At 50.3% G+C, this 25,723-nt stretch carries 27 protein-coding genes and 1 riboswitch; of the genes, 13 read left to right on the forward strand and 14 right to left on the reverse strand.

The features are described from left to right. Window positions 1-26 precede the first annotated feature (26 nt). Window positions 27-455, reverse strand: coding sequence for an HIT domain-containing protein (locus SPK40_RS01100; RefSeq protein WP_330959153.1), 429 nt, complete (start codon window positions 453-455; stop codon window positions 27-29). 168 nt (window positions 456-623) lie between these two features. Here SPK40_RS01100 and SPK40_RS01105 point away from each other — a divergent pair, with 168 nt between their 5' ends. Next, window positions 624-1,223: a DUF924 family protein gene (locus SPK40_RS01105; protein ID WP_248140903.1), complete on the forward strand. Its 600-nt coding sequence runs from the start codon at window positions 624-626 to the stop codon at window positions 1,221-1,223. 8 nt (window positions 1,224-1,231) lie between these two features. Here SPK40_RS01105 and SPK40_RS01110 read toward each other — a convergent pair whose 3' ends face one another. Together SPK40_RS01110 and argS are read right to left on the reverse strand one after the other, a co-directional pair. Next, window positions 1,232-2,284: a GGDEF domain-containing protein gene (locus SPK40_RS01110; RefSeq protein ID WP_248140902.1), complete on the reverse strand. Its 1,053-nt coding sequence runs from the start codon at window positions 2,282-2,284 to the stop codon at window positions 1,232-1,234. Between the two features lie 125 nt (window positions 2,285-2,409). Beyond that, complete coding sequence (argS, locus tag SPK40_RS01115; RefSeq protein WP_248140901.1) at window positions 2,410-4,140, reverse strand: arginine--tRNA ligase; 1,731 nt, start codon at window positions 4,138-4,140, stop codon at window positions 2,410-2,412. A gap of 391 nt (window positions 4,141-4,531) precedes the next feature. Here argS and SPK40_RS01120 point away from each other — a divergent pair, with 391 nt between their 5' ends. Beyond that, window positions 4,532-5,113 (forward strand): VOC family protein, encoded by a 582-nt coding sequence (locus SPK40_RS01120; RefSeq protein ID WP_330959154.1) that lies wholly within the window; start codon window positions 4,532-4,534, stop codon window positions 5,111-5,113. Between the two features lie 73 nt (window positions 5,114-5,186). Here the strand turns inward: SPK40_RS01120 and purU are convergent, their stop codons facing one another. Further along, window positions 5,187-6,020: a formyltetrahydrofolate deformylase gene (gene purU, locus SPK40_RS01125; RefSeq protein WP_248140899.1), complete on the reverse strand. Its 834-nt coding sequence runs from the start codon at window positions 6,018-6,020 to the stop codon at window positions 5,187-5,189. A gap of 233 nt (window positions 6,021-6,253) precedes the next feature. Here purU and SPK40_RS01130 point away from each other — a divergent pair, with 233 nt between their 5' ends. The 7 genes from SPK40_RS01130 to rnd all read left to right on the forward strand — a co-directional run bounded on the left by SPK40_RS01130 (window position 6,254) and on the right by rnd (window position 13,873). Further along, window positions 6,254-8,206, forward strand: coding sequence for an ATP-dependent DNA helicase (locus SPK40_RS01130; protein WP_330959155.1), 1,953 nt, complete (start codon window positions 6,254-6,256; stop codon window positions 8,204-8,206). After that, window positions 8,207-8,911 carry a tRNA (adenosine(37)-N6)-threonylcarbamoyltransferase complex dimerization subunit type 1 TsaB gene (gene tsaB / locus SPK40_RS01135; RefSeq protein WP_330959156.1) on the forward strand — a complete coding sequence of 235 codons (705 nt, stop codon included), beginning with the start codon at window positions 8,207-8,209 and terminating at the stop codon, window positions 8,909-8,911. A gap of 28 nt (window positions 8,912-8,939) precedes the next feature. Further along, on the forward strand, window positions 8,940-9,236 hold the full coding sequence (locus SPK40_RS01140; protein ID WP_248140896.1) for a hypothetical protein: 297 nt from the start codon (window positions 8,940-8,942) through the stop codon (window positions 9,234-9,236). A gap of 53 nt (window positions 9,237-9,289) precedes the next feature. After that, window positions 9,290-9,841, forward strand: a complete 552-nt coding sequence (locus tag SPK40_RS01145; RefSeq protein ID WP_248140894.1) for a Slp family lipoprotein — start codon at window positions 9,290-9,292, stop codon at window positions 9,839-9,841. A gap of 41 nt (window positions 9,842-9,882) precedes the next feature. Then, window positions 9,883-10,800: an alpha/beta fold hydrolase gene (locus SPK40_RS01150; RefSeq protein WP_330959157.1), complete on the forward strand. Its 918-nt coding sequence runs from the start codon at window positions 9,883-9,885 to the stop codon at window positions 10,798-10,800. A gap of 119 nt (window positions 10,801-10,919) precedes the next feature. Next, window positions 10,920-12,614 (forward strand): long-chain-fatty-acid--CoA ligase FadD, encoded by a 1,695-nt coding sequence (gene fadD / locus SPK40_RS01155; RefSeq protein ID WP_305885159.1) that lies wholly within the window; start codon window positions 10,920-10,922, stop codon window positions 12,612-12,614. A 128-nt stretch (window positions 12,615-12,742) separates the two neighbouring features. Further along, entirely contained in the window at window positions 12,743-13,873 is a 1,131-nt protein-coding gene (gene rnd / locus SPK40_RS01160; protein WP_248140889.1) for a ribonuclease D, read from the forward strand. A gap of 51 nt (window positions 13,874-13,924) precedes the next feature. Here rnd and minE read toward each other — a convergent pair whose 3' ends face one another. From minE to minC, 3 genes are read right to left on the reverse strand one after another with little or no spacing between them, the layout of a single operon-like run. After that, complete coding sequence (gene minE, locus SPK40_RS01165) at window positions 13,925-14,185, reverse strand: cell division topological specificity factor MinE (protein WP_248140888.1); 261 nt, start codon at window positions 14,183-14,185, stop codon at window positions 13,925-13,927. A gap of 7 nt (window positions 14,186-14,192) precedes the next feature. Further along, complete coding sequence (minD, locus tag SPK40_RS01170) at window positions 14,193-15,005, reverse strand: septum site-determining protein MinD (protein WP_330959158.1); 813 nt, start codon at window positions 15,003-15,005, stop codon at window positions 14,193-14,195. Window positions 15,006-15,026: 21 nt separating this feature from the next. After that, a complete protein-coding gene (minC, locus tag SPK40_RS01175) occupies window positions 15,027-15,689 on the reverse strand; it encodes a septum site-determining protein MinC (RefSeq protein ID WP_330959159.1) in 663 nt (220 codons plus the stop codon). A 228-nt stretch (window positions 15,690-15,917) separates the two neighbouring features. Here minC and SPK40_RS01180 point away from each other — a divergent pair, with 228 nt between their 5' ends. Together SPK40_RS01180 and SPK40_RS01185 are read left to right on the forward strand one after the other, a co-directional pair. Next, complete coding sequence (locus tag SPK40_RS01180; RefSeq protein ID WP_248140885.1) at window positions 15,918-16,199, forward strand: YcgL domain-containing protein; 282 nt, start codon at window positions 15,918-15,920, stop codon at window positions 16,197-16,199. A 16-nt stretch (window positions 16,200-16,215) separates the two neighbouring features. Beyond that, window positions 16,216-17,187 carry a lytic murein transglycosylase gene (locus SPK40_RS01185; RefSeq protein WP_248141691.1) on the forward strand — a complete coding sequence of 324 codons (972 nt, stop codon included), beginning with the start codon at window positions 16,216-16,218 and terminating at the stop codon, window positions 17,185-17,187. Window positions 17,188-17,284: 97 nt separating this feature from the next. Here SPK40_RS01185 and SPK40_RS01190 read toward each other — a convergent pair whose 3' ends face one another. After that, window positions 17,285-17,677 (reverse strand): H-NS family histone-like protein, encoded by a 393-nt coding sequence (locus SPK40_RS01190; RefSeq protein ID WP_248140884.1) that lies wholly within the window; start codon window positions 17,675-17,677, stop codon window positions 17,285-17,287. Window positions 17,678-18,050: 373 nt separating this feature from the next. Further along, a riboswitch (Lysine riboswitch) is annotated at window positions 18,051-18,231 on the forward strand. A 98-nt stretch (window positions 18,232-18,329) separates the two neighbouring features. Between SPK40_RS01190 and SPK40_RS01195 the strand changes: the two genes are divergently transcribed. After that, window positions 18,330-19,931, forward strand: a complete 1,602-nt coding sequence (locus tag SPK40_RS01195) for a Na+/H+ antiporter NhaC family protein (protein WP_248140883.1) — start codon at window positions 18,330-18,332, stop codon at window positions 19,929-19,931. A gap of 201 nt (window positions 19,932-20,132) precedes the next feature. Beyond that, window positions 20,133-20,735 carry a thymidine kinase gene (locus SPK40_RS01200; protein ID WP_248140882.1) on the forward strand — a complete coding sequence of 201 codons (603 nt, stop codon included), beginning with the start codon at window positions 20,133-20,135 and terminating at the stop codon, window positions 20,733-20,735. A gap of 47 nt (window positions 20,736-20,782) precedes the next feature. On the opposite strand, the gene hisIE is transcribed toward SPK40_RS01200, so the two are convergent. Genes hisIE through hisC form a run of 6 tightly spaced genes read right to left on the reverse strand, consistent with a single transcriptional unit; the run spans window position 20,783 to window position 25,723 of the window. Beyond that, a complete protein-coding gene (gene hisIE / locus SPK40_RS01205; protein ID WP_248140881.1) occupies window positions 20,783-21,415 on the reverse strand; it encodes a bifunctional phosphoribosyl-AMP cyclohydrolase/phosphoribosyl-ATP diphosphatase HisIE in 633 nt (210 codons plus the stop codon). Further along, window positions 21,412-22,185 carry an imidazole glycerol phosphate synthase subunit HisF gene (gene hisF, locus SPK40_RS01210; RefSeq protein ID WP_330959160.1) on the reverse strand — a complete coding sequence of 258 codons (774 nt, stop codon included), beginning with the start codon at window positions 22,183-22,185 and terminating at the stop codon, window positions 21,412-21,414. The genes hisIE and hisF overlap by 4 nt, the downstream gene beginning before the upstream one ends. A 10-nt stretch (window positions 22,186-22,195) precedes the next feature. Beyond that, window positions 22,196-22,930 (reverse strand): 1-(5-phosphoribosyl)-5-[(5-phosphoribosylamino)methylideneamino]imidazole-4-carboxamide isomerase, encoded by a 735-nt coding sequence (hisA, locus tag SPK40_RS01215; RefSeq protein WP_330959161.1) that lies wholly within the window; start codon window positions 22,928-22,930, stop codon window positions 22,196-22,198. A gap of 17 nt (window positions 22,931-22,947) precedes the next feature. Beyond that, window positions 22,948-23,580 (reverse strand): imidazole glycerol phosphate synthase subunit HisH, encoded by a 633-nt coding sequence (gene hisH / locus SPK40_RS01220; RefSeq protein ID WP_330959162.1) that lies wholly within the window; start codon window positions 23,578-23,580, stop codon window positions 22,948-22,950. Beyond that, window positions 23,580-24,650, reverse strand: a complete 1,071-nt coding sequence (hisB, locus tag SPK40_RS01225; RefSeq protein WP_442957536.1) for a bifunctional histidinol-phosphatase/imidazoleglycerol-phosphate dehydratase HisB — start codon at window positions 24,648-24,650, stop codon at window positions 23,580-23,582. The genes hisH and hisB overlap by 1 nt, the downstream gene beginning before the upstream one ends. 17 nt (window positions 24,651-24,667) lie before the next feature. After that, window positions 24,668-25,723 (reverse strand): histidinol-phosphate transaminase, encoded by a 1,056-nt coding sequence (gene hisC, locus SPK40_RS01230; RefSeq protein WP_330959163.1) that lies wholly within the window; start codon window positions 25,721-25,723, stop codon window positions 24,668-24,670.

The raw sequence follows: 25,723 nt of genomic DNA on the forward strand, positions 1-25,723 counted from the left end.
TTGCTCTCCCTGATGATTTGGTGCCGTTATACCGGTAAAAAGCCGGGCAATTGACTGAATAAGGATTTCAGTCGTTCTGCCAGGATTTTTTCGTCGCTTTCGGTGCGCTGGCTGCCGTCTGTATTTCCCCATACCGGTCCGGGCCAGGCAATATCCGTTGTAAATCTGGCAATATGATGGATATGCAGTTGCGGAACCAGATTGCCTAATGCACCGATATTGATTTTGTCCGGGCTGAAATATGTTTCCAGAAGCTGCGCTGTGGCAGAAGATTCAATCATCAGTTGCTGCTGATCGGCCGCGGTCATGTGATGGATTTCTCTTAAGGATTCATAGCGCGGGACCAGAATGAGCCAGGGGCCAATGGCTTCTTTCGATAACAGAACCCGACACAGTGGTAAATCGCCAATGACCTGAGTATCCGCGCTCAGTCTCGGATGAAGGGTGAAACTCATTGTTGTATTCCTTCTTTCTATTAAGTGCTTCACAAGTCAGCTATCGGGTCGATACAAATTGCATTCACACCAGTTCAGCTCACCCTAGGATAAACTACAGAGTGCGGCTGCGAAAGCGCCGAAATTACAGTAACCTTGTGAGAGGTTACGGTTTGAGAGGGGAAAACGATGGCAGATATTGAAGACGTTCTGGCCTATTGGTTTGGTCATCTGCAAGGTGACGTGACAGCGGAGAACAAACGGAGTCTCTGGTTCAAAGGCAGTGAGGAGATTGACCGTGAAATCACGGAACGTTTCCGGGATCTGGTCAGTCAGGCTGGCCGGGGAGAATTAAATGCCTGGACGGAAACGCCCAGAGGTACACTGGCGCTCCTGATTCTGCTGGATCAGTTCAGCCGGAATATCTATCGTGGCTTGGCAGCTGCTTTTCGTTATGATTCGCTGGCTCAGGCATTGTGTAAGCGAGGGCTGGCCAAAAACTTCGACCGTTCGCTGACCCCCATCGAACAGGCTTTCTTTTATATGCCGCTGGAGCATTCTGAGGCGCTGGAAGATCAGGAAGAAAGTGTCTTCCGGTTTGATCAGTTGCGTCAGTCAGTTCCTGCTGAACATAAAGCGGTGTTCGATGACTTCTATCAGTATGCGGTGAGCCATTATCAGGTCATCAAAGATTTCGGGCGTTTCCCGCACCGCAATGCAGCATGCGGCAGATTATCGACCCGGGATGAGATCTCTTACCTGCAGACCGCACATCGTTTTGGCCAGTAACTGCACCCTCAAATCAGAGGTAAGACACGGTTCCGGCCCAGGCTTTTGGCCTGAAGCAGGTACTTATCGGCTCTGGCCAGAACAGCCAGGCCGTTTTCTTTTCCTGTCTGCTCCGCAATACCCATAGAAACCGTGATGGAGCTGACGGTTTTACCGGACTGTTTGTCCTGAACGGCAATCCCGGAAATGACCTGACGCAGCTTCTCAGCCTTTTGCCAGCTTTGCTGGAGCGTCGCGCCGGGTAAAATCACCACGAATTCTTCTCCGCCGTAGCGATATGTCTGCATGCCCCATTCGCACCAAGCCTGGAGATGCCGGGCGACGGAACACAGGACTTTGTCTCCCATCAGGTGGCCAAAGTCATCGTTGAAGGTTTTAAAGTTATCAATGTCCAGCAGCACCAGACTGAAAGGAGTGCGGTGCTGGATACAGCTGTTCAGATCCTGCTGAAAAGCCCTGCGGTTGAGCAAGCCGGTCAGCGGGTCTTCATTGGCATGTTTCAGGCTGTCTTTCAGTGCTTTTTTCAGGTTTTCAATTTCTTGATGAGCGCTTTCCAGCTGCTGATTCAGCAGGGCGCTGGATTGATGCATACTTTTCGACTCATCAAGCAGCTCCTGCACCAGCCCGTTGGCTTCATGCACATTAACCCCCTGTGCCACTTTTTGACTGAGCCGCTGATAGGTTTTCGACAGAGATTGATGAAAAGCCTGGGTCTCATTTTTAGAGCCGTCCATGGTGTGGCAAAGCTCATCCATAATGGCTTGCAGGCTGTGACTGATCTGCCCCTGCTCACTGTCCGGCCCCTGGCTCAGGTGAGTACGATACAGAGAGTCAGACAGGCTGGGCGGGCAATGACCATACTGAGCCAGACTTTGATCGAGTGCCTGATTGAGCAGCGGCATCTGATTCGTTGTATAGCTGTACCATAAAGCATAATTGACTGGTGTGGTCGGAACTTTATGCTTTATCATCAAAGGAATGGTTTTACGCAAGGTTTGAGTCGACGACAGAAAGTCGTCAGTAAGACTGATGCCGGTATCTTTTGAGTCTTCAAGGCTCATAAACATTCCATGTTTAAGTAAAAGGTCTTCAACCTCTAATGGCACTAAAAAGCCTTCTAAGAATACCCTAGAAGGCTTTTCAAGTTTAGTTCTGCTGTATTAGATAAATGTGATGTTCAGTCAGATTACATGCGTTCCAGTGTTTCGATACCCAGCAGATCCAGACCTTGCTTGATGGTCTTGGCTGTCAGCAGTGCCAGTTTCAGACGGCTTTGCTTTACAGGCTCATCAGCATTCAGGATAGGGCAGGCTTCATAGAAGCTGGAGAAGTTACCGGCCAGTTCAAACAGGTAGCTGCACATGACATGCGGGTGACCTTCACGGGCAACGGTTTCCACGGCTTCTTCAAACTGCAGCAGTTTCGACAGCAGGACCTGCTCTTTTTCGTCGTTGATCACAACCGGATGAGTCAGCTCGTTTTCGCTCAGGCCCGCACGTTTGAATACAGACATGACGCGAGTGTAGGCATATTGCATGTACGGCGCAGTGTTGCCTTCGAAGGCCAGCATGTTGTCCCAGTCAAATACATAGTCTGTGGTGCGGTGCTTGGACAAATCTGCATATTTCACTGCCGCCATCGCAACGGTTGAGGCGATCTTCGCTTTTTCTGCGGCATCCAGTTCCGGGTTTTTCTCTTCAATCAGTGCATTCGCGCGTGATTCGGCTTCATCCAGCAGATCGGTCAGACGCACAGTACCGCCAGCGCGGGTCTTGAATGGACGGCCATCTTTACCCAGCATCATTCCGAAAGCATGGTGTTCCAGTGACATCGTTTCCGGGATGTAGCCCGCTTTGCGGACAATCGTCCAGGCCTGCATCAGGTGCTGGTGCTGGCGGGAGTCAATGAAATACAGAACACGGTCGGCATTGAATTGCTCGTGACGGTATTTAGCGCATGCGATGTCCGTTGTGGTATACAGGAAACCGCCGTCGCGTTTCTGGATGATCACACCCATTGGCTCGCCGTCTTTGTTTTTGAACTCGTCCAGGAAAACAACCTGAGCGCCGTCGTCCTCAACCGCCAGACCTTTTGCTTTCAGATCCGCAACGATACCCGGCAGCATCGGGTTATACATGGATTCACCCATGACATCGGCACGAGTCAGCGAGACATTCAGACGGTCATAGTTGTGCTGGTTTTGTTCCATGGTGATGTCCACCAGCTTTTTCCACATTTCAGCACAGTACTGATCACCGCTTTGCAGTTTCACCACGTAGTTCCGTGCACGCTCAGCAAAGGCTTCGTCTTCGTCGTACAGTTTTTTCGATTCACGATAGAAGGCTTCCAAGTCGGACAGCTCCATCGAAATTTCACCGGCTTCCTGCTGAACACGCTCCAGGTTGGCGATCAGCATACCGAACTGGGTTCCCCAGTCACCGATGTGGTTGGCGCGAATGACATTGTGACCCAGAAATGACAGTGTACGGACCACGGCATCACCGATGATGGTTGAGCGCAGGTGACCCACGTGCATTTCCTTGGCGACGTTCGGAGCAGAGTAGTCCACCACGATATTCTGGGCCGCTTGTTTTGCAACGCCCAGACGCTCGTCCGCAAGTGCGGCTTCAGCACGCTCGGCCAGCCAGGTTTTGTTCAGGAAGATGTTGATGAAACCCGGACCGGCGATTTCTACTTTCTCAGCCATGTCGCCCAGATCGAGGTTATCGATAACTTTTTGTGCAAACTCGCGCGGGTTGGTTCCCAGTTTTTTGGCAACACCCATCACACCATTGGCCTGGTAATCACCGAACTGTACTTTGGCTGATTGACGAACGGCCGCAGGACTGCCTGCTGGCGCGCCCGCTGCTTCCAGCGCCTGGGAAACTTTATCGTTAATGAGTGCTTGAATGTTCACACGTCTATCCTTTCAATCGGTCTGGAGCCTGCCAGACGGGCAAAACTCTTGGGTATTCAATATCGTACGGACTACAGCCCAGCGGCATGACTCGTTTATCGCGTGGTCAGCAACGGCACCAGATGAAAGCGTTTACTGCGTCTGATGTCTGAATAAAAGGTAATCCGGGTAGCGCTGACGGGAGCTTGCTGGCTGTAAAAACGGCTGTATGGATACGAAAATCAGTTAGCTGTAATAATACCAATAAATGCGGGGCGTTTGGCAAGGTGAAAAGCGTTCAGGACTGTTTTTTTTCTTCGCTGGGTGCCGCACAGGCGGCTGGATGCGGAAGGCTTTTGCTGAAAAAGATTCTGTGGATAATGAGCGCCTATAAATTGCGAGGAGAAATCACATGCAGGATTTAAAGCAGGTAAACCTACATCCGGAACAAATGCTGGCACAGCTGCCTGAATTTATGGCGAAAATTACCGCACTTTCGGAACAGTTAGGACTCGACTTATCTGCTTGTCAGGCAGATCACGTTGCACTGCGGGTGAATGATGCGTCGCTGGCTTCTCAATTACATCAGGCCTGGCTGGCCTACGGTGAAGAATGGTCGACGAATGTGATCAATGGCCGTCCCATTGTTGTGATTGGCTTTACCCAGCCTTTAGTGGCAGGTCACTGGAAGATTGAAGCTTTGGAATTGCCATACCCGGGTGACAAAGTGTATCCGGTACAGGGTTGGGAGCATGTGGAGTTTGTGGTGCCTTGTCAGGCAACGACAACAGATGAACTGAAATCAGTTCTGGAGACACGTTTTCCTGCGCTGGACTGGCAAAAGATTGAGGCTGACGGTATTAAAGTGAAAGCCAGTTCTCCGGCCGGAGAGAAAGAGCGCCTGGCGAATCCGACGATTGCATTCAAGAAAGACGGGGTGTGTATTAAGCTGCATCCGTGTTCGCTCAAGGCTGTGATTGCCAGCGAAAGTTGAGATAAAAAAGAAAATATAAAAAAGGGCAGACCATTCACTGGATTGCCCTTTTTTGTTGGACATCTGCTCGATATTAAAGGACGACAGTCCGGTTGCCGTAAACGAACACTTTGTCTTCCAGAACGAGGCTCAGTGCCTTGCTCAGAACAGATTTTTCAACATCACGGCCGGAACGGGCCATGTCTTCCGCGCTGTAGTTGTGATCAACCGGAATGACATTCTGGGTGATGATAGGTCCTTCGTCTAAATCGTTCGTGACGAAGTGTGCAGTAGCCCCAATGATCTTCACGCCGCGCTCGTAGGCTTGCTTATACGGCTGAGCCCCGATAAATGCCGGAAGGAAACTGTGGTGAATATTGATGATCCGGTGCGGATATTGAGCTACGAAGTTTGCCGTCAGAATCCGCATGTACTTTGCCAGCACAACGTAGTCCGGGGCATACTGGCCGATGCAGTCCAGCAGTTTCGCTTCATGCTCTTCACGGCTCAGACCTTCATGGCAGACATGATGGAAAGGAATGCCGAACTTTTCGACCAGTTCGCCCAGTTTGTCGTAGTTCCCGACCACAGCCGCAATCTCGACATCCAGCGTGCCATCATAGGCTTTGACCAGAATATCACCCAGACAGTGGGCTTCTTTGGTCACCATGATCACGATTTTCTTACGCGCTGAACTGACCAGACGACGGTGGCTGCCTTCAGGCAGTGCACGGTCTAAATCAAGCAGAAAGGTTTCATCGTTAAAGATCCCTTCCAGTTCAGTTCGCATAAAGAACTGGCGGTGGCTGTGATCCACAAATTCTTTGTTATGAACGATGTTGAGTTGATGTTTGTAACAGATGTTGGTGATTTTAGAAATCAATCCCATGGCATCCGGGCAATCGGTCAGCAGGATTTTCTTTTCCATGGTGTCCTTAATGTTGCGAGCATATCAATGAATGTTGTTTTAGGTTTTTGTGTCAGCGTTCCGGGTATGGAAAGGCTGACAGACCCTATTGTTTACATGGGATTGATTTCGGCGTCAAAACTTTTGTGATCTCACTCAACAATTTTTGAGGATGACTGCCGCTGGCTGTCCCCCCGCTTTCTTGGCATAATCGGCGGAAAGATACTGGATAAATAACCAATAGACTGACTTCTATGATTGCGAAATTTTTTCAACCGGGTGGTGCACTGGAAAAGGCCATTCCGGGATTTCAGGCACGACAGCCGCAGATTGATATGGCAGAAGCGGTTGAAAAAGCAATCAGGCATCAGCAGCAGCTGGTGGTCGAAGCGGGCACGGGAACAGGAAAAACATTCGCCTATCTGGTGCCGGCGCTGGTCAAAGGGCATAAAACCATTATCAGCACCGGTTCCAAAAACCTTCAGGAACAGTTGTTTCATCGTGATTTACCCCTGATGACGCAGGCACTGGGTTTTACCGGTAAAGTTGCCCTGCTGAAAGGACGTTCAAACTATCTGTGTCTGGATCGGCTCAGCCGCCAGATTACGGAAAGTCACGGTGGTCATGTTGATCCGGGAATGCTCAGTCAGCTCGTGACGATTCGAAGCTGGTCGTCCGCCACGAAAACCGGCGATATCAGTGAATGTGATTCCATTCCTGAAGACAGTCCGGTCATTCCGACCATCACCTCAACCAATGACAACTGTCTGGGGCGGGAATGTCCTTCCTATGAAGACTGTTTTGTGGTGAAAGCACGCCGGAAAGCCATGGATGCTGATGTGGTGGTGGTGAACCATCACTTGTTTCTGGCGGATCTGGCCATCAAAGAAACCGGATTTGGCGAGCTGATCCCCGAAGCTGATGTCTTCATTTTTGACGAGGCGCACCAGATCCCGGATATCGCCAGCCAGTATTTCGGCCAGAGCCTGTCCAGCCGGCAAATCCAGGATTTGTCAAAAGATATCACCATTGGTTACCGGACCGAGGCGCGGGACATGCGCCAGCTGGAAAAAACGGCAGACCGGCTCAGTCAGGCTGCTTCAGATTTACGTTTGGTGCTCGGTGAACCCGGTTATCGCGGCAACTGGCGTGATGCGGTGAACAGCCCGGCCATTCAGCGTGAACTGACCCGTTTAAACGATGCGCTGGAATTGGCGCATGACGTGCTCAAACTGGCTTTGGGGCGAAGCGAATTACTGGATGCTGCTTTTGAGCGTACGACGTTGTTTAAGGCCCGTTTAGCGCGGCTTTGTGACACATCTATCACCGGTTATTCCTATTGGTATGAATGTACGCCGCGTCATTTTAGTTTGCATATTACGCCGCTGTCGGTCGCAGAAAAGTTTCATGAGCAGATAGAACAGCAAAAAGGCGCCTGGATTTTTACCTCAGCCACGCTGGCAGTGGATGACGACTTCGGCCATTTCAGTCACCGTCTCGGTTTGCAGCCAGCCGCGCAGATGTCTTTACCCAGTCCGTTTGATTACCAGCAGCAGGCACTCTTGTGTGTGCCGCGGTTTCTGCCTGAACCGAATAGTCATGGCATGGCCGCGAAGCTGGTGCAGCTGATGTCGCCGGTGATTGAAGCCAATCGGGGGCGGTGTTTTTTCCTGTGTACGTCGCATCAGATGGTCCGGGAACTGGCCGAAGGTTTTCGGGAGTCTCTGGACTTGCCTGTACTGGTTCAGGGGGAAACGAGTAAGCAAAAACTGCTGGCAGAATATCTGGAATTGGGAAATGCGCTGCTTATTGCAACAGGTGCTTTCTGGGAAGGCATTGATGTTAGAGGGCAGGCGCTGAGCTGTGTTATTATCGACAAATTACCGTTTACCGCGCCGGATGATCCATTACTGAAGGCACGGATTGAGGATTGCCGCCTGCGCGGTGGCGATCCTTTCGCACAGGTTCAGATCCCGGATGCGGTGATCACCCTGAAACAGGGGGTTGGCCGTTTGATCCGGGACCAGCAGGACAAAGGTGTGCTGGTGATCTGTGATAACCGATTGGTGACGCGCCCGTATGGCGCTGTGTTTTTACGAAGTCTGCCGCCGATTCCGCGAACCCGGGATGTTGAAGGCGTCGGGCAGTTCCTGTCTGGCCTGCACAACGCGCAGGATGTTTCAGACAGCCAGCATTCAGAGGCTTGAATGAGCAGTAAGATCTTAGCTGTTGATACCGCGACCGAAAATTGTTCCGTAGCTCTTTTGACAGGGAGCGATGTGATTGCACGCTGTGAGTTTGCACCGCGTGAGCATACAACCAAAATTTTGCCTATGGTTGATGAAGTACTGGCTGAAGCTGGCCTGCGACTCAATCAGTTGGATGCGCTGGCGTTTGGCCGTGGTCCCGGCAGTTTCACCGGTGTGCGCATCGGGATTGGTATTGCGCAGGGGCTCGCGTTTGGCGCTGAGCTGCCTATGATTGGTATTTCAACGCTGGCTGCAATGTCTCAGGGAGCTTATCGCCTGCATCAGGCAGATCATGTTCTGGCTGCGATTGATGCACGAATGGGCGAAATTTACTGGGGTCAGTATCAGCGTCAGCAAAACGGCGACTGGTCTGTGCTGGGTGAAGAAGCGGTTTTTCCGCCGGAAATGGCTGCTGAACGCTTGGTTACTCTGCCAGAAGTGAACTGGTTTACCGCTGGAACCGGGTGGCAAACCTATCAGGAACAATTAAATGGATTGGCTGTCGAAAAACAAGCCAGCACAGTCCTTTATCCGGAAGCTCAGGATATGGCCTGGCTGGCACAATTTGCTTTGCAGCGTGGTGACGTGGTCGACGCTGAACATGCCAGCCCTGTCTACCTGCGGGATGAAGTGACCTGGAAAAAACTACCGGGCCGCGAATAACGGCCTCTGATCAGGATTCATTGTCTTTATGGTCACCATACCTCGTTTACCGGCATCGACACAGGCCCCGCAACGGGCCAGAAGAACCGACAAACGGCAGAAAGCTGAACAGTCCGCTGCGCCGGTTGCTCAGCCGACTGTGGTGGCCAGAGCCGTGGCGGAAACGATTAAAGATCCTGCACTGATTGAGGAAGCCCACAGTCAGGTTCAGTATGACAGCCCGCAAGGGAGAAATAAGCAGGCCCTTTCTGCTTATCTGGATGTACTGCATCAGTCTAAACGGGAAGAGTTCTCCCGGTTGCTGGGCGTCGATCTTTTTATTTGATCAGTCGCAATCGCAAAGCAGTTCCCTGTTTTTCTTTTTGAAAAGGATCCGTGGTGAAAAAGACAATCCTGGCGTTTGCCTTACTGGCTCTGAGTGGTTGCAGTCAGTTGCCCGACAGTTTACAAACAACAACAGCTAAACCGATTACCGATCTGACGATGGTGATTGAAGACCCTCAGGGGGTGCAGGGGCGTGAAGTGCGTCTGGGCGGCGTGATTGCTTCTGTTGTAAATGAGGCGAAACGCACTCGTCTGGAAGTGGCCAGTTTACCAATTGACACCTCCGGCCGCCCGGATCTGACGGCAAAACCTCAAGGCCGTTTTATTGCATATATTGACGGATTTGCCGATCCGATTGAGTACGCGGAAGGAAAGCTGGTGACTGTCGCCGGTCAGCTTCGTGGCAGCGAAATGGGGAAAATCGGCCAGTATGATTACACCTATCCTGTTGTCTTTGCCAAAGGGCAGCAAGTCTGGCGTATCGAAGAGCAGGTTCGCATTGACGATGTGAACACCTACTACCGGTGTCTGGGCATTCGTTGTCAGTATATTCACTACGGTCTGAGGCCGGACAGTGCTGATATCCGGTATCGGGTCAGCCCCTGAACAAATCTGTTTTCTATCGTACCTGATGATTGAATCTTCATATGATGTATGAGTGCCGATTGCCGCTGGCAGAATCCGAGCTGGCGATCATGACATCTTTCCCGCCTTGCCGAGAAGCACTGGCACAGGGGAAGCTTGTCTCCGCTGCTGAATTGTCAGATCAGCGACCGACTTTGGTCTTTCTGCATGGCTGGCATGACAATGCGGCCAGCTTTACCCCCTTATTCGAACCCTTGAGCGCAGCTTTTCATCTGGTCTCGGTTGACTGGCCGGGACATGGCTTGTCTGAGCACAGGGGGACGGACAATTACTACTATTTCATGGATTATGTTGACGATCTGGCACAGATCAGACAGGCATTAGCCGGACAATCTGTGATTTTAGTCGGGCACTCGCTGGGAGCACTGGTGGCGGCGGCCTACGCAGGAGCATTTCCTGAAACTCTGGCTGGTTTAGTGTTAATTGAAGGGCTTGCTCCGCTTTGTGAAAACGCTGAATTAGCTGCTGACAGGTTACGTCAGGGAATTGAAAGCCGGATGAAACGCAGGCAAAGAGTCTCGAAAAGACTTAAGCTCGACTCATTTCAGGCCGCATTGACTGTTCGTTGCCGGATTAATGGATTGGATGCAGAGCAACTGCGACCATTGGTTCAGCGTGCAACTTATCGGGATGGGGATCACTGGTACTGGCGGCATGACGACAAGTTACGTTGTGACTCACTGATCAGGATGACAGAAATGCAAGCGAAAACACTGATGTCCGGTATTGCGTGCCCGGTCTTGTCCGTACTTGGTGAGCGTGGGTTCACTTATCTGAAAGAGCCTGATGCAGGGCTTTCCTGGGTTCCACAGGCCGCTCAGATAACAGTTCCCGGTGGCCATCACTGCCATCTGGAAAGCCCCCGGCAAGTCTGTGAACAGATTTTGCTGTTTACTTCAAAAATCAAAAAGCTGGTCTAATCAGTTGTGTTAATTCAATGTTAATTGTGCTGTAATGCTTGTATAGAACAAGTGTTTGAATTTTCGCTACAGCAATATTATGGCGTTTAAAGCCCAGAAAAATATAAGGAGAGTGCATGGTGGATAAGGTTTGGCTTAACCGCTATCCGGATGATGTACCGGCTGAAATCAACCCAGATGCTTACACTTCATTGGTTGAACTTTTTGAACAGTCTGTCCAGAAATATTCCGACCAAACGGCCTTTATCAACATGGGCCAGGTGATGACTTTCAGGAAACTGGAAGAACGCAGCCGGGCTTTTGCGGCATATCTGCAAAACGATCTGAAACTGAAAAAAGGTGATCGTGTGGCAGTCATGATGCCCAACCTGCTTCAGTACCCGATTGCGCTGTTCGGTATTCTCCGGGCCGGTTGTGTGGTGGTGAACGTCAATCCGCTGTACACCCCTCGTGAGCTGGAGCATCAGCTGAACGATTCTGGTGCGAAAGCCATTGTCATTGTGTCCAATTTTGCACACACGCTGGAAAAAATCGTCGGGAATACGGGCGTTGAGCATGTCATTCTGACCAGCTTAGGTGATCAGCTGTCGCATCCAAAGCGTACCCTGGTGAACTTTGTGGTGAAATACATCAAAAAGATGGTGCCGAAGTATCATCTGCCACATGCAACGTCACTCAATCATGCCCTGAAAAAGGGACGCCGTATGCAGTATGTGAAGCCGTTCATTGAAGGCAATGACATGGCGTTCCTTCAGTATACGGGAGGGACAACCGGTGTCGCGAAAGGGGCAATTCTGACCCACCGAAACATGATGGCTAACGTCTTCCAGGCCAAAGCTGCATACGGACCGATTCTGCACGAAGGTCGTGAGTTTGTGGTTACGGCGCTGCCGCTGTATCACGTGTTTGCGCTGACGGTGAACTGTCTGCTGTTTATCGAGATGGGCGGTCAGAACCTGCTGATCACCAATCCGAGAGATATTCCAACTTTTGTCAAAGAGCTGAAACGTTACCCATTTACAGCGATGACCGGGGTAAACACCCTGTTTAATGCGTTACTTGGTAATGAAGATTTCCACGAACTGGACTTCAGCCGACTGCGTCTGTCGGTGGGTGGCGGTATGGCCGTTCAGCGAGCCGTTGCAGAAAAATGGCTGGCAACCACCAAAAACTATTTGCTGGAAGGCTATGGCCTGACGGAATGCTCTCCTCTGGTGGCTGCTTACCCGCATGATCTGACCGAATATAACGGATCGATTGGTTTACCGGTGTCGTCGACTGATATCCGTATTGTGGATGAAGAAGGTAACGTGCTGGGCATGGATCAGACCGGCGAACTGCAGGTGAAAGGTCCGCAGGTTATGAAAGGTTACTGGCAGCGTCCGGAAGCAACTCGTGAGGTCCTGTCTGAGGATGGCTGGTTGTCGACGGGTGATGTGGTCCGCTTTGATGAAGATGGTTTCCTGCATATCGTAGACCGGAAGAAAGATATGATTCTGGTTTCGGGTTTCAATGTTTACCCGAATGAAATCGAGGATGTCGTTGCGCTTCATGGGAAAGTGCTGGAAGTTGCCGCGATTGGCCAACCGAATGGTGCGGCCGGTGAAGTGGTAAAGATCTGTGTCGTGAAGCGCGATCCGAGCTTGACGAAGGATGAGCTGCTGGCCCACTGCCGCCAGTATCTGACTGGTTATAAGGTACCCAAAGTGGTTGAATTCCGCGATGAGCTGCCGAAAACTAATGTGGGTAAGATTTTACGACGTGCGTTGCGCGAAGAGTCGGATCAAGCCCAGAAAGAGGCGGCACAAGCATAAACGCCGATTTTAAGATACACTGATTTTGCGTTAGTGCCGGCTGTTTAGCCGGCACTTTGTTTTTCCGCTCTGTGCATTGATATGCAAGACTGGGCAATGTGAGCTTAGTCTCTGTAAAAAGGTGAGCTTTGAAATTTGAAATCATAACAACGAACGACAGACTGGCAGAAGTCTGCCAGCAGGCAAGTCAGTATCCTGCTGTGATGCTGGATACTGAGTTTGTTCGCACCCGAACCCTGTTTGCCCAGCTGGGGCTGATTCAGCTGTATGATGGCGAGCAGTTATCCCTGATCGATCCGCTGGCTCTGACAGACCTGTCGCCACTTTGGGCGCTGCTGAAGAACCCCGGGGTGATTAAAGTACTCCATGCCTGCGGTGAGGATCTGGAAGTGTTTCAGTCTGCTGCGGGTTGTATGCCGACTCCGATGCTGGATACGCAGATTATGGCTGCGTTTCTCGGACATGGACTGTCGACCGGTTTTGGCGCGCTGGTCCAGGAATATCTGGGGATTGAACTGGAGAAAGGGGAAGCCAGAACCAATTGGCTGGCGCGTCCTCTGACAGATAAGCAGCTCGATTATGCGGCGGCAGATGTGTACTACCTGCTGCCGCTTTATCAGAAGCTCTTGGCGGGAGTGGAAGAGAAAGGCTGGATGGAAGCACTTCAGCAAGAATGCGATACCATGCTGGTGAAACGAAGCCGTACTGTATCGCCGGATCAGGTGTATAAAGACATCAAGAATGCCTGGCAGCTGTCTCCGAAGCAATTGGCTATCTTGCAAAAAGTGGCAGCCTGGCGGCTTCAGGAAGCCAGAAAGCGGGATCTTGCGTTGAACTTTGTGCTCAAAGAACTGAATCTGTGGAAAGTGGCGCGTTTTGAAATCACGTCTAAAGCGGTGATGTCCAGAGAGGGCTTTGACGAGCGTGAAATTCAGCGACACGGAAACCGGCTGATTGCTCTGGTGAGGGAAGTGGAGCAGATGAGCGAGCTTGATTATCCGGAACGTTTAACGCGTTTGGTTGATCTGCCGGGCTATAAACAGATGGTAAAACGCATTAAAGATGAAGTGGTTGCGGTCTCTGAACAAACAGGATTGGCGCAGGAGTTTCTTGCATCGAAGAAACAAATCAATCAGTTGCTGAGCTGGGCCTGGAAGAAAGGATGTCCGGAAGATGCATTGCCTGAAATGTTATCCACCTGGCGCCGGGAACACTTTGCCCCTCGTGTTTTACCTTTGGTCACCAGCAAAACAGGCTGAAAACTGAAAAGTTTCATGAAAAAATCCCCGGCGTTGAAACCGGGGATTTTTTTATTTCTCGTCTGGCAAAGTCACATTCAATTCCAGAACGGACAGGTCTTCCTCTTTCTGATCGAGGTGAACCGTGACATGTTCCGGCGTGACATCAACATAACGGCGGATGACGTCCAGAATATCCTGCTTAAGCTGTGGCAGGTAACTCGGGCTGCCCATAGAGGCGGAGCGACGTTCAGCAACAATGATCTGCAGCCTTTCTTTCGCCACACTCGCGGTCGATTGTTTTTTGGGGCGGAAGAACTCTAGCAAAGCCATAGTGTGGTTAGCCTCCAAATATTCGTTTCAGGAAGCCTTTTTTCTCTTCCTCAATGAACCGGAACGGGCGTTCTTCGCCCAGCAAACGTTCAATTGTATCCTGATAAGCCTGACCCGCATCAGAATCAACATCAAAAATGACCGGTTCGCCTTTGTTTGAAGCATTCAGAACAGATTGGCTTTCCGGTACGACACCCAGCAAAGGAATGTGCAGGATCTCTTCGACGTCAGCAACACTGAGCATATCACCCTGCGTTACCCGGGATGGGTTATAACGGGTCAGCAGCAGGTGTTGTTTCACTGGTGTTTCGTTATTTTCAGCGCGACGCGATTTGGAGTCCAGAATTCCCAGAATACGGTCTGAATCCCGGACGGAAGCTACTTCAGGGTTTGTGGTAACAATGGCTTCATCTGCAAAGTACAGCGCCATTAATGCACCGGTTTCAATACCTGCAGGAGAATCGCAGATAATGAATTCAAAACCCATTTCATCCATTTCATTCAGAACTTTTTCGACGCCTTCTTTACTTAATGCATCTTTGTCACGGGTTTGCGATGCCGGAAGCACGTACAAGTTGTCCACGCGCTTATCTTTGATCAGCGCCTGATTCAGTTTTGCTTCGCCATTGATAACATTTACAAAATCAAACACGACCCGACGTTCACAGCCCATAATCAGATCAAGATTTCGCAGACCAATATCAAAATCGATGACGGCTGTTTTTTTGCCTTTCAGAGCAAGGCCGGACGCAATGGCCGCACTGGAGGTCGTTTTTCCGACCCCGCCTTTACCTGAGGTCACCACGATAATTCGTGCCATCTGTTTTATTCCTTTTTAAAGTTATACAGCCAGATGCTCTATATTTAAATTGTTGTCTATCAAAGAGATAACGACACTCGATCCCCAGTGAGATTCCTGAATCTTATCGCTCAGCCAGTAATTGCCTGCAATGGATATCAATTCCGACTGTAGATTATGGCAGAAAATCTGAGCGTTCGTCTCCCCACTGGCTCCGGCAATTGCCCGGCCACGCAAGCACCCGTAAATATGGATGCAGCCGTCAGCAATAATTTCAGCACCAGCGCTGACATGATTCAATACGACCAGATCGCAATTTTTAGCATAAATTTGCTGCCCTGAACGAACCGGGGAACGAATCACTTTTGTGGGTTCCATGACTGGGCTGCTGGCTTTTGCCTGTCTGGCGGCATTCATGATGGCAAAACCTGCGGATTTTGCCTGAGCCTGTAAATGTGATGGCTTGCAACCACTGATGCCTACCGGGATCATCCCTGCATCCAGAATGCCTTGTCGCAACTGCCCGAAGTCAAGCTCTTGACTGGTTTTGCTGATATCAATCACCAGCGGGGCGTGAGCAAAGAATGCCGGAGCCTGCTCTACTTTATCCTTAAGGAAACTGATCGCCTGATCTAAACCGCTGTCAGCCAAGTGTAGTGATGAGAGCGTATAGCTGCCCCCTTTCAATTCTGCCGTTTTTGCCATGGCTTATTCTTCTTGCGCGGAGAATTTCGCGCTCAGGTACGTTATCACATAGGTTATAGCATGTTATATTCCCCGGCAGGTCTCAGCAAGTTCTCCTTGTCAGAGTTCGGTATAAAGTTTAAATGATGACCATGATGGTGACAGCGCTGGGCAGAATGTCCTCCGTTCAGGAATGATTTCCGTTTGTCGTGGTCAGATAGTGGTGAAGGGTAACCAGCAGGTCTGCTTATGTTTTGTGCAATCTATAAAAGTCCTAAAAAAGACAACACTTATCTATACATCAACAAGAAAGATGATTTTTCAGAAGTCCCGGAAGCGTTACTGAGCACCTTTGGCACGCCTCAGTTCGTGATGGTACTCAAACTGAGTGAAGACAGAAAACTGGCCCTGGCGGATATCAGGAAGGTGAGGGAGTCGCTGTCAACGCAGGGTTATTACCTGCAAATACCACCACCAGTGACTAATCTTCTTGAAGAATACAAAGCAAAAAAAGCACTGAATAATACCTGACGGTGAAAAAATGGATATGCGGAAGCAATGGTTAGCGGCCCTGGTGGCCTTAGGACTTGGCCTTTCATCGCCTATGGCTGCGGCGGATGAAAGTTTTGACAATTATGTAACCGGGTTAAAGCAGGAAGCGCGAGCGAAGGGAATTGATGAATCGATTCTGGAATCTGCATTTGCCAATGTGACATTTATTGAGCGTGCGGTTACAGCCGATAAAAACCAGCCGGAGAAAAAACTCACTCTGGATGAGTATTTGCCGAAAGCGGTTCCGCAATGGAAAATTGCCCAGGCAAATAAGTATTACCACCAGCACAGGAAGGCACTGGAGCGTGTTGGGCGTCAGTATGGCGTACAGCCTCGGTTCATTGTTGCTTTGTGGGGAGTGGAGAGTAATTTTGGCAAGCTGACCGGAAGTTACAGCGTGATTGAAGCTTTAACTACCCTGGCATATGAAGGCCGGCGGGAAGCTTTTTTCCGTGAGCAGATTATGGCTGCACTGAGCATTCTTCAGGACGGACATATTACTGTGAGTGAAATGAAAGGTTCCTGGGCAGGGGCGATGGGACAACCACAGTTTATGCCGACTTCTTATCTGACTTTTGCCGTGGATGGAAATGGAGACGGTAAGGCAGATATCTGGAAAACGGAAGCGGATGTCTTCGCTTCGGCTGCAAATTATCTCAGTAAATCTGGCTGGGATGATAAATATACCTGGGGACGTCAGGTGAAGGTTCCTGATGGCCTGAGCGATGATCTGAAAGGGGTGGAACCTCAGAAGCGGAAAACGTTGTCAGAATGGCAGGCATTGGGTGTGCGTCGTTTAAATGGCTCAGCATTGCCTAAAGTTGATGTAGATGCCTGGTTAGTTCAACCGGATGATAATCATGGTCGTGCTTATTTGATTTATGGCAATTATCAGACATTACTGAAATGGAATCGCTCGCATTACTTTGCGCTGGCTGTGAGTACACTAGCAGACAGTATTCACTAATGGCATAGCCATTATTTAAGTGATTGCTCTAAATTGATGTTGGAAAAAGAAAAAGCCCGGCTAAAGTTGCCGGGCTTTTTGATCAAATCGAATCAGATTAGATCTTAAAGTCGTCCAGAGATTTACCTTCATCCAGCGCCTTTTTCAGTGCTGAAGGAGTACGGCCCTGGCCAGTCCAGGTTTTCTCTTCGCCGTTTTCATCGATGAATTTGTATTTTGGCGGACGAGCAGCACGCTTGGTTTTAGTTTTACCCAGGCTTGCCATCAGTTCTTCTGGGTCAATACCGTCAGCCAGCAGCATTTCACGGTATTGGTTCAGTTTGTCTTCGCGCTCTTTTTCTTTCGCGATTTCTTCTGCATCAGACTCTTCACGTTCGGTGACAACGGTCTGAAGTTTCTCCAGAGCTTCTTTCAGTTGCTCCAGTGAATATTCACGAGCAAGTGCACGAAGACTACGAAGGTTTAATAGCGCTTTCATTGCATCAGACATTTTAAATTTCCTATTGTCGTTATACTAATAATTAGTGAGAAAGTTTATATCAGCAATAGTAATACTTTTTAAACCTGTCTGCCAAATAAAATCTCAGATTTACGGAGTTAATTCGATGGTTTTTTATCCGTGTCATAATGATTAATCGCCATCTGATGCGAAGAAATCAAATTTTTGCTTGTTAATAAATTGAGATAGTTCTAATTTTCTTAATGCGTTTGAATGTGAGTAATTTCATATTCAACATCGTAATGCTCGCTGTAAATGTAAGTAAATACAGTAAATTAGTAAGCGCTTATTCATCAGTATGAGTTAATCTTGTACTTTATAGGTTGCAAATCAGATAACAAAAAGTAGAATACGCGGTTCCTTGACTAAGGGTAGAGGTGCATTGTCTATTAGTAACTGGCGGGAGGTGACCCCGAAGAACGTCAGTGAAAGGAGCCAGTGCCGAAGTAAGGTTGAACTGTCAAAGCACCTTGCTGGGGTTGTCGCCAAATAGGGACAACACTGCCATAGTAATTTACATTTAACTATGGAGCGCTACTGTGGGGTCCGGAGAGGTGAAACCCGCCTTCCTATTTTGCTTCCCATCACGGTAAAGCCGTGTTCAGCAGTAGATCTCCAACCAAGATCGGTTGTAGTAGAGATCATGAACCTTGTAGATTTTTCCCAATCTTCCATTTCAGTCTTACCGCCCCTTGTGGCATTGAGTCTGGCAATTCTGACCCGGCGCGTTCTGTTGTCTTTAGGCATTGGTATCCTGATGGGTGCGCTATTACTGACAGACTTTAGTGCCGCGAATACCTTGTCTTATGTTGGCGGTAAAGTAAAAGGCCTCTTTATTGAAGATGGCGGTATCAATACCTGGAATATGAGTATTGTTGCTTTTCTGCTTTTATTAGGAATGACCACTGCGCTGCTGACATTGTCTGGTGGTACGCGTGCATTTGCACATTGGGCTCAAACAAAAATCAAAAGTAAACGCGGTGCAAAACTTTTAGCCGCTTTTCTTGGCGTGTTTATTTTTGTCGATGATTATTTTAACAGTCTTGCTGTCGGGTCAATTTCTAGACCGGTAACGGATCGTTTTTATGTTTCCCGTTCTAAGCTGGCTTATATTCTGGACTCGACTGCCGCACCTATGTGCGTACTGATGCCAGCCTCAAGTTGGGGGGCATATATCATTACAGTTGTTGGTGGTATTTTGGTTTCACATGGTGTTACAGAATATTCTGCACTGAGTGCGTTTATTCAACTGGCACCTATGAACTTTTACGCAGTATTTGCATTGTTGATGGTATTCGTTGTGGCCTGGTTCCAATTGGATGTTGGCCTGATGAAAAAACATGAAGTGCAAGCCAGTCATGCGCTTGGGTTTGATCATGATGAAATTCATGCCGAAGCCAAAGATCTGAATGATGAATTAGAAATTGAAGAAAGTGAAAATGGGAAAGTAAGTGATCTCATTGTTCCTATTCTTGTGCTGGTTGCAGCAACCTTATTCTTCATGATTTTTACCGGTAACCAGAGTTTGCAGGCAGACGGAAAACCTTTCTCTGTTCTGGGTGCGTTTGAATCAACAGATGTTGGTGCATCACTTTGTTACGGTGGTTTGCTGGGATTACTTTCTGCCTTGATTGCTGTCGGGCGTCAGGCAATTCCGGTTAAGCAAATTGTTCATGCTTTATGGATTGGCGCGAAATCAATGTTCGGCGCAATTCTGATTCTGTTCTTTGCCTGGACGATTGGCAGTGTGATCAGTGATATGGCCACGGGTAAATTCCTGTCGACGATGGTTCAGGGAAATATTGCTCCGGTGTGGTTGCCGGTTATTCTGTTTTTACTGTCAGGTCTGATGGCGTTTTCTACCGGAACGTCTTGGGGCACTTTCGGAATTATGCTGCCAATCGCGGGTGATCTGGCCGCTGCGACAGAAATCAGTCTGATTCTGCCAATGCTGAGTGCGGTGCTGGCGGGTTCTGTTTTCGGTGACCACTGCTCGCCAATTTCTGACACCACGATTTTGTCGTCAACAGGTGCACGTTGTAATCACATGGATCATGTGTCGACGCAATTGCCTTATGCTTTGTCCGTCGCTCTGGTGACAGCCGTGGGCTTTACCGTCTTAGGTCTGACAGACTCACTGGGGGTGTCCTTCATGGCTGCGACCGTCAGCTTCCTGCTGGTTTGTGTATGCCTTGGCTGGATTGCCAAGCGTCCTTTAAAAGGCACTCAGGAGCTGGCCAGGTAAGCTGATCTGCCTGTATGCGCTTCAAGCCGGTCAAGTGCTGCACTTGACCGGTTTTTTTTGTGTCCGGTCAGCCTGAGTCGACTGTCATGCTTGATTCATGAACGTATTGACGGGGAAAGACATGAATGGCACCGATTTGCTTCCAATTGAGAATCTTCTTCGGTAGCATCAGCCGTTATTCAGAGTTGAGCGGAAAGCCTGATGGCGCAAATGTATTTTTATTACTCGGCCATGAATGCCGGGAAATCGACGACATTATTGCAGTCGTCATTTAACTACCGTGAGCGGGGGATGTCGCCTGTCATCTTTACAGCGGCAATTGATGACCGGTTTGGGAAGGGGAAAGTCAGTTCCCGTATCGGTTTGTCGGAAGATGCAGAATTGTACGGCCCGGAAGATAATCTGTGGGATAAGCTTTCTCTGATGAATCACGCGTCTCGTGTAGATTGCGTGTTGATCGATGAGTGCCAGTTTCTGACCAAAACTCAGGTTTTGCAGCTGACTGAAGTTGTCGATAAGCTTGATATCCCTGTGCTTTGCTATGGGCTGCGCACTGATTTCCGGGGCGAGCTGTTTGAAGGCAGTCAGTACCTGCTGGCATGGTCTGACAAACTGGTGGAACTGAAAACTGTCTGCCATTGTGGCCGCAAAGCGAATATGGTGATTCGCCACGATGCCTCAGGTAAAGCCATTGCCGATGGTGATCAGGTTGAAATCGGCGGTAACGACCGCTATGTTTCGGTTTGTCGGAAACACTATAAAGAAGCGATTGAAGAAGCCCGAGAGGCCACTGAAACCGTATAAAAATAAAAAGGAAGCCCAGGCTTCCTTTTTACGTATCGGGGGCGGATTCAGCCCTTGTGTCTTTCCTGCAATTTGGCGACAACGTCTGCCAGACTCAGTCCCTGATCCTGCAACAGGACAATCAGGTGATACAAGAGATCAGCAGACTCAGAAATCACTTCCGCCTTGTCACCCGACGTTGCCGCAAGCGCGACTTCAACGCCTTCTTCACCCACCTTCTGCGAAATCCGCTTGGTGCCACGGGCATAGAGGCTGGCGGTGTAGGAAGACTCGGGATCGGCGCCTTTACGGGCTGCCAGCACTTGCTCCAGTCGGTGAAGAAACACCAGATCGGGCATACTGGCATTTTCACCGTCGTCAGTACTGCCCTGATCGAAGCAGGTTGTTGTGCCCAGGTGGCAGGTGGGGCCAATCGGCTCGGCACTGACCAGCAGGGTGTCTTTATCGCAGTCGAGCTGAATTTGCTTGAGTTGCAGCACATTTCCTGAGGTTTCACCTTTGGTCCAGAGACGTTGCTTACTGCGGGACCAGAAAGTCACCTGACGGGTGTCCAGCGTTTTATTCAAAGCTTCATCATTCATAAAGCCAAGCATCAGTACCTGACCACTGCGACAGTCCTGAACCACGGCGGGCACCAGACCATCGACCTTTTCCCAATTAATTTCACTGCTCAGGCTCATAGTCGGATCTCCACCTGTTGTTGTTGAAGGTATTGCTTCAGTTCGCCGATATTGATGATTTGTTTGTGGAATACAGATGCAGCCAGTGCACCGTCGACTCTGGCAATATTGAAGGCATCGGCAAAGTGTTCCATGGTACCCGCACCACCGGAAGCAATCAGCGGTACATGACAGATATCGCGGACCAGATTCAGCTGTGTCAGGTCATAGCCCTGACGAACACCATCCTGGTTCATCATATTCAGCACAATTTCACCGGCCCCGCGTTGCTGGACTTCCTGAATCCAGTCTGCGGTTTCCCACTGGGTGACCTGAGTCCGGGACTCATCTCCCGTGAACTGATAAACCTGGTATTTGCCGGTGTCCGCATCAAAGTAAGAATCGATCCCAACGACAATACACTGCACACCAAACTTATCTGCCAGCTCAGTAATGAGTGCCGGATTGGCCAGCGCCGGTGAGTTAATTGAAATTTTATCCGCGCCAAACTGCAGGATCTGACGGGCATCATCGGCAGATTTGATACCGCCAGCGACACAGAACGGAATATCAATGACTTCGGCGACACGTTCTACCCAGCTTTTATCAACGACACGGCCATCGCTGGAAGCGGTGATATCGTAGAAGACCAGTTCATCAGCTCCTTCTTCAGCATAGCGTTTCGCCAGCGGGACGATGTCTCCGATAATCTCGTGGTTGCGGAACTGAACCCCTTTGACCACCTGACCATCACGAACATCCAGGCAGGGAATAATGCGTTTCGCTAACATGTCGGGCTCCTTAATCGTTCCAGCAGGCAAAAGCCTGTTCTGCAGTAAATTTGCCGTCCAGCAGGGCGCGACCGACAATCACACCTGCTACGCCGGTGCCTTTCAGTGCAGCAATATCATCCAGAGAACCGATACCGCCCGAAGACTGGAATTGTACGTCCGGGTATTGCGCGCATAAATCACGGTACAGGTCGACATTTGAGCCTGCGAGTGTGCCGTCGCGTGAAATATCGGTACAGAGGACGTGTTTCAGTCCGACGGTGCGAAAATCTTCAATCAGGGCTTCAATGGTCACCCCGGAGTCTTCCTGCCAGCCGGAAACCGCAACTTTCCGCTGGCCGTTGTCATCAATGTTGACATCCAGTGCCAGTACGATGCGTTCCGGACCGTAGGTTTCCATCCAGCTTTTTACTGTCTCGGGCGTTTTGACAGCGGTGGAACCCACAACCACACGTTGCGCGCCGGCATCGAGTAAATCGGCCACGTCCTGTTCGGTACGCACACCGCCGCCAATCTGAATCTTAGCCGGGGTGCCGGCCAGCAGTGTCCGGATTAAACCGAGCTGGCGGGCAGAGGTATCTTTGGCGCCTGTCAGATCAACCAAATGCAACCAGTCAGCACCGGCTTGGTGGTACAGTGCAAACTGCTCAGCAGGATTGACTTTATATTCGGTCACCTGACCATAATCGCCCTGAAACAGGCGGACGACCTGACCATCTATTAAATCGAGTGCGGGAATAATCATAACCAGTCCTTGTCGTCCTACATTTCGAGAAAATTCTGAATTAATTGTGCACCGGCTTTCCCGGAACGCTCAGGGTGGAACTGCACCCCGTAATAATTGCCGCTCTGAACAGCGGCGGTAAATGGCTGTCCGTATTCACAACCGGCAATGGTGCGGCCCAGTTCGGTATGAAAATCCGGCATGGCGTAGCTGTGCACGAAATAAAAATAAGTCCCGGCCGGAATGTTTTTGAACAGCGGGTGGCCTTCCTCCGGCGTGATGGTATTCCAGCCCATATGCGGCAGCGGTAAGTCACCGGTCTGCATTTTGACGACCGGGGCCGGGCATAAATTCAGACAAGGCACTTTTTCAGTTCCATTCTGGCCTTGCTCTTCCGAGTATTCGCCGAGAAGTTGCATGCCAAGACAAATACCCAGCAGTGGTTTGTTGACTTTGCTGACCAGAGAGATTAAATCGCGCTCCGCCAGGTTTTTCATTGCTTCACTGGCCGTGCCGACACCCGGCAGGAAGAGTTTGTCGGCTGCCAGAACGGTTTCCGGATCCCGACTGACAGTCACGGCATAACCGAGACGTTCAATGGCAAACCGGACAGAAGAAACGTTGGCACAGCCTGTATCGATGATGACGACTTTCTGTGTGGACTGTGTCATTACAAGACCCCTTTACTGCTTGGCAGCTCGTTTCCTTCAACTTTGATTGCCTGACGCAGGGTGCGGCCGAAGGCTTTAAACAGGCTTTCGACAATGTGGTGATCGTTATCACCGGTCGAAGACAGGTGCAGCGTGCAGGCCAGAGTATCGGTCAGCGAACGGAAGAAGTGCGACACCATTTCTGTCGACAGGTCACCGACTTGTTCACGGCTGAATTTGGCATCAAATTTCAGATAAGGACGGCCAGACAAATCCAGTGCACATTGCGCCAGACATTCGTCCATCGGCAGACTGAAACCAAACCGGCCAATGCCGCGTTTGTCACCCAGCGCTTCCTTCAGCGCCTGACCCAGGGCCAGTGCGGTGTCTTCCACACTGTGGTGATCGTCAATGTGCAGGTCGCCGTCAACCGTCAACTGCAGCTGAAAACCGCCGTGAGTGGCGATCTGATCCAGCATGTGGTCGAAGAAACCCATGCCGGTCTGAATCACATTTCCGCCGGTCTGATCCAGGTTCACTTTTACCTTGATGTCAGTTTCTTTCGTCTTCCGGGTAACTTCAGCAATCCGTGGCCGGGTGGTCAGATCGGTCACGATCTGTTGCCAGTCCATTTCACCGCGCTTGTACTGAATGCCGCGGATGGCCATGTTTTCGGCCAGTTGCAGATCAGTCTGCCGGTCTCCGATGACGGCGGAGGTTGCAAAGTCGACTCTGCCTTGCTGCAGGTAGTCTTTCACCAGCCCCAGTTTTGGTTTGCGGCAGCTGCAATTGTCATGTTCAAAGTGCGGGCAGATCAGCACGTCATTAAAGCGGACGCCCTGAGATTCGAAGATAGCCATCATCATTTGGTGTGGTGCGTCAAAGTCGGCCTGCGGGTAACTGTCGGTTCCCAGACCGTCCTGATTGGTGACCATCACCAGTTTGTAGCCTGCATCCTGCAGCTTTAACAGGGCAGGGATGACGAAAGGTTCCAGTTCCAGTTTGTCCAGACGGTCGACCTGGAAATCTTCCGGCGGCTCAACAATCAGTGTGCCGTCACGGTCAATAAAAAGAATTTTTTCCTTGCTCACAATGGGATCCTTCCAATTTATAAATTCTTGCCCAGCTGGGTACGGATAAAGGCGAGGGTTTTCTCACACTCATCACGGTTGCCGATGCTGATCCGGATACAATTTTCAATCGGGGAGCGGCGCAGAATAATGCCGTTATCCCACAGGGCCTGAAACAGAGCATCGCCGTCAGGGAAACGCACCAGCAGATAATTGCCGTAACCGTCGTAAACTGTGACCCCCGGCAGCATACTCAGACCCGCTTGCAGATAAGCGCGGTTGGCGCTCAGATCCAGAACCTGAAACTTGGTCTTGGCCAGACCGGCCGGAGACAGCGCCTGAATGGCGATTTCAGCAACGGGTACAGGTACAGGGTAGGGAGCGATCACTTTCAGCAGCATGTCAATGACAGCGGGATTTGCCAGCGTAAAACCGCAGCGCAGACCTGCCAGCGCAAATGCTTTTGATAGCGTGCGCAGGATGACCAGATTCGGAAATTGTGCCAGCAGATCGACAGTGGAGGCTTCCGGACAGAAATCGATATAGGCTTCGTCCATCACGACCAGGGCTTTGTCCTGAGTCATGCTCAGCAGCTCGATGATGTCTTCACGGCGGATCAGGTTGCCGGTCGGATTGTTCGGACTGCAGACAAAGACCAGTTTGACGTTATCCAGGTTCTCCCGAATTCCTGTCAGATCAAGCTGCCAGTCGCTGGTCAGAGGCACCTGTCTGACACCGACATCAAAGGTTTCAGCACTGATGCTGTACATCCCGTAAGTCGGCGGGCAATACAGAATGCTGTCCTGCTTTGGCTCACAGAAGGTCCGGACCAGCAGTTCAATGCCTTCATCGGCGCCACGGGAGGTCAGCACCTGAGATTTATCGACACCGGCATAATCGGCGTAGGCCTGAATCAGCGCATCCGGCTGACAGGTACTGTAGCGGTTCAGGCGATCACACTGAATGCTGTATTCATTGACGAATGGAGACTCGTTGGCATTGAGCCAGATATCACCATTGCCTCCCAGACGACGGGCAGACTGATAGGGGGTGAGATCGCGGACGGTTTTACGAGCCAGTAATTCAGGGTTCAT

Origin of the sequence: Photobacterium sp. 53610 (assembly GCF_036409375.1) — a bacterium.
Classification (GTDB): domain Bacteria; phylum Pseudomonadota; class Gammaproteobacteria; order Enterobacterales; family Vibrionaceae; genus Photobacterium.